The sequence below is a fragment of the Tepidimonas thermarum genome, from assembly GCF_007556705.1.
Taxonomy (GTDB): Bacteria; Pseudomonadota; Gammaproteobacteria; order Burkholderiales; family Burkholderiaceae_C; genus Tepidimonas; species Tepidimonas thermarum.
On record NZ_VJOL01000092.1, the window covers coordinates 1 to 3,210 of the forward strand.

Sequence of the window (3,210 nt, forward strand, 5' to 3'; positions counted from 1 at the left end):
GTTTCCGCAATGCTCGCCGAACTCGACGACGAGTGGCTGACCGGCAAGGTCTATCTCAACTTCAACCTGTAACCCGGTTGTCATGACCACCCAACCGGAAATTTACAGAAAAGAGGTTGCACAATCCAGGATCATCCCCCTGCCGCACCAACAACCCGCCCAGCCGGTACTGCGCCTCCAGGCTGCCAAAGCGCGCCGCCGCGCAGTAGTGGGTGGCCGCGCGCGACAGCGCACCGGTGCGCTCGGCCGATTGTCCCATGTCGATCCAGGCGGCCAGGACCATCGGCTCGTCACCACCCGGGGCGCCGCTGGACACGGCCACGGGCTCGGCGCACGCGCCGGCGGCCCACAGCGCACCTAGGCCGAGGACGAGTCGCGCCGCGAGCGTCCCAGCCCAATGCCGTGCGCGTGGCGCGCCAACGCGAACGAGAGCAAGATCTTGAGCCACAACGTCGACCCCGCGATCGCCACCCAATCCTCGTACGCCAGCCAGCCCAGCAGGACCGACAGGATCACCCCCACCAGCACGCCGCCGGCCACGAGGTTGAGGGCCAGCTCGTACGGCGCCCAGCGGGCGGCATCGGCCGGGGGCTCGCCCTTGCGCAGCGCCACCTCGGAAAAGTCGCGCCGCACCGCGATGCGCCAAGCGCGCCGCAGCCAAAAGAATGCCACGGGAAAGAGCACCAGGAAAAACAGAATCTTGATCGGATAGACCGTCACCATTGACATCCCATGACCGTCAACAAAAAAGCCCCACCGGCGGCTGCCGGCAGGGCCCACGAGTGTGTCAGAAAACCGGGCTCGGTGCCAGGATCAGTGGCCGACCGCGGCGCCTGCCCCCTTGGGCACGCGCACCGACTCGACCAGCTCCTGGATGTGCGCCGGCACCGGCTTGGACACGGCGCTGACCGCAAAGGCCACGATGAAGTTGACGATCGCGCCCACGGTGCCAAACGCCTCCGGTGTCACGCCAAAGAAGCTGTTGGCGCCGCCGATCAGCTCCAGGTACTCCGTGCCCTTGACGAAGAAGATGCCCTTGTGCGCAAACACATAGAACAGCGTCACGAACAGGCCCGAGAGCATGCCCGCCACGGCACCCGCACCAGTCACCTTCTTGCTGAAGATACCCATCATGAGCGCCGGGAAGATGGTCGAGGCCGCGATACCGAAGGCCAGCGCCACGGTCCCCGCCGCAAAGCCCGGCGGATTCAGGCCCAGGTAGCCCGCCACCACGATGGCAACCGCCATTGCGATCTTGCCGGCCAGCAGTTCGGCTTTTTCACTGATGTCGGGCTTGATGGCACCCTTGATCAGGTCATGCGAGATGGCCGACGAAATCGCCAGCAGCAGCCCCGCCGCGGTCGACAGCGCCGCCGCCAGACCACCCGCGGCCACCAGCGCGATCACCCAGTTGGGCAGCAGCGCGATTTCCGGGTTCGCCAGCACGATGATGTCGGCGTTGACGGTGAGCTCGTTGCCCTTCAGACCCGCCGCTTCGGCCTTGGCCAGCACGTCGGCATTCTTGGTCTTGTCGTTGTAGAACTGGATGCGGCCGTCACCGTTCTTGTCCTCGAACTTCAGCAGACCGGTCTTTTCCCAGCGCTTGAACCAGTCGGGGCGTTGCTCATAGGGCAGCGCAGCCTCCGGGGCGAAGGGGTTGCCGCCCGCTTTCACGCGCTCGGCGTTGACGCGGATGCCACCGGCGGGATCGGGCTCGACACCCACGGTCGTGTTGACCGTACCGATCAGATTCAAGCGTGCCATCGCCCCCACCGCCGGCGCGGTGGTATAGAGCAGCGCGATGAACACCAGCGCCCAACCCGCCGAAGCACGGGCATCGGCCACCTTCGGCACCGTGAAGAAGCGCACGATCACGTGCGGCAGGCCGGCCGTGCCGATCATCAGCGAGACGGTGTAGAAGAACATGTTGAGCTTGTTGCCTGCCACCGCGGTGGTGTACTCCCCAAAGCCCAAGTCCTTCAGCACCAGGTCCAGCTTGGCCAGAAGCGACACATCGGTGCCCTTCAGGTCCGAACCCAAGCCGAGCTGAGGAATGACATTGCCCGTGAGCGCCAGCGAAATGAAGACGGCCGGCACGAGGTAAGCCAGGATGAGCACGATGTACTGCGCCACCTGGGTGTAGGTGATGCCCTTCATGCCACCGAACACGGCATAGGCGAAGACGATCGCCATGCCGATGTAGATCCCCATGTCGCTGGACACGCCCAGGAAGCGCGAGAACGTCACGCCCACCCCGGTCATCTGGCCGATGATGTAGGTGATGGACGCCACCAGCAGGCAGATCACGCCGACGTTGCGCGCGGCCTGCGAGTAGTAGCGGTCACCGATGAACTCGGGCACGGTGAACTTGCCGAACTTGCGCAGGTACGGCGCCAGCAGGCAAGCCAGCAGTACGTAGCCGCCGGTCCAGCCCATCAGGAACACGGCACCTCCGTAGCCCATATTGGAAATCAGGCCAGCCATCGAGATGAACGAGGCCGCCGACATCCAGTCGGCCGCGGTGGCCATGCCGTTGGTGACGGGGTGCACCCCGCCGCCGGCGACGTAGAAGTCGGACGTGCTGCCCGCACGCGACCACACGGCAATGCCGATGTAGATGGCGAAGGTTAACCCCACCACCAGATAGGTCATCATTTGCAGACTCATGGCGCGCCCCTCGTCAGTCTTCGGCCATGCCGAACTTGCGGTCGATCTCGCCCATCTTCTTCGCGTACCAGAAGATCAGCGCGATAAAGATGTAGATAGACCCCTGTTGCGCGAACCAAAAACCCAGCGGATAGCCGCCAAGCTTGATGGCGTTGAGGGCATCGGCAAACAAAATGCCTGCCCCGTAGGACACCAGGAACCATATGACCAGCACTTTGGTCAGCAGCCCCAGCGTCGCGGACCAGTAGGCCCGGGCGTTGCTGTCAAGGGACATACACGTTCTCCTCGGATACACGGTTCGAAAAGGCAGGCGGACCCTGCCGCTTGGAACATTGTACACACCCGCAATGTCGCGGCTGGACTATTGAAGGCAATGCTTACAGCGGGCTGATGAAACCGGCTCAAAACGCCAAACCTAGGGAAACACTGATTTATTCCCCTCCCGCCCCCTGCGCGGGAAGCCTGAGCGCCGCAGGATGTGGAACAATCCCTGGTACGGCTTGGGGGCAGTAGCAGCGATGATGCAGACCAGCTTTTCCGACT

At 63.9% G+C, this 3,210-nt stretch carries 4 protein-coding genes; all 4 read right to left on the bottom strand.

Going from position 1 to position 3,210, the window contains the following annotated elements; genetic code table 11:
- Positions 1–61 precede the first annotated feature (61 nt).
- The 4 genes from Tther_RS12820 to Tther_RS12835 all read right to left on the bottom strand — a co-directional run bounded on the left by Tther_RS12820 (position 62) and on the right by Tther_RS12835 (position 2,941).
- Positions 62–316 carry a hypothetical protein gene (locus Tther_RS12820; RefSeq protein ID WP_143904486.1) on the bottom strand — a complete coding sequence of 85 codons (255 nt, stop codon included), beginning with the start codon at positions 314–316 and terminating at the stop codon, positions 62–64.
- A gap of 41 nt (positions 317–357) precedes the next feature.
- Complete coding sequence (locus Tther_RS12825) at positions 358–729, bottom strand: hypothetical protein (RefSeq protein ID WP_143904488.1); 372 nt, start codon at positions 727–729, stop codon at positions 358–360.
- Positions 730–813: 84 nt separating this feature from the next.
- The gene (locus tag Tther_RS12830) at positions 814–2,667 is read right to left on the bottom strand and encodes a sodium:solute symporter family protein (protein WP_143904489.1); all 1,854 of its coding nucleotides are present in this window, start codon (positions 2,665–2,667) and stop codon (positions 814–816) included.
- 13 nt (positions 2,668–2,680) lie between these two features.
- Positions 2,681–2,941 (bottom strand): DUF4212 domain-containing protein, encoded by a 261-nt coding sequence (locus Tther_RS12835; RefSeq protein ID WP_143904490.1) that lies wholly within the window; start codon positions 2,939–2,941, stop codon positions 2,681–2,683.
- Between the last annotated feature and the right edge of the window lie 269 nt (positions 2,942–3,210).

What these genes read in the sequence shown, in the direction of transcription:
- Tther_RS12825 (WP_143904488.1), bottom strand. Translation starts at nt 729, where the DNA reads ATGTCAATGGTGACGGTCTATCCGATCAAGATTCTGTTTTTCCTGGTG.
- Tther_RS12830 (WP_143904489.1), bottom strand. Translation starts at nt 2,667, where the DNA reads ATGAGTCTGCAAATGATGACCTATCTGGTGGTGGGGTTAACCTTCGCC.
- Tther_RS12835 (WP_143904490.1), bottom strand. Translation starts at nt 2,941, where the DNA reads ATGTCCCTTGACAGCAACGCCCGGGCCTACTGGTCCGCGACGCTGGGG.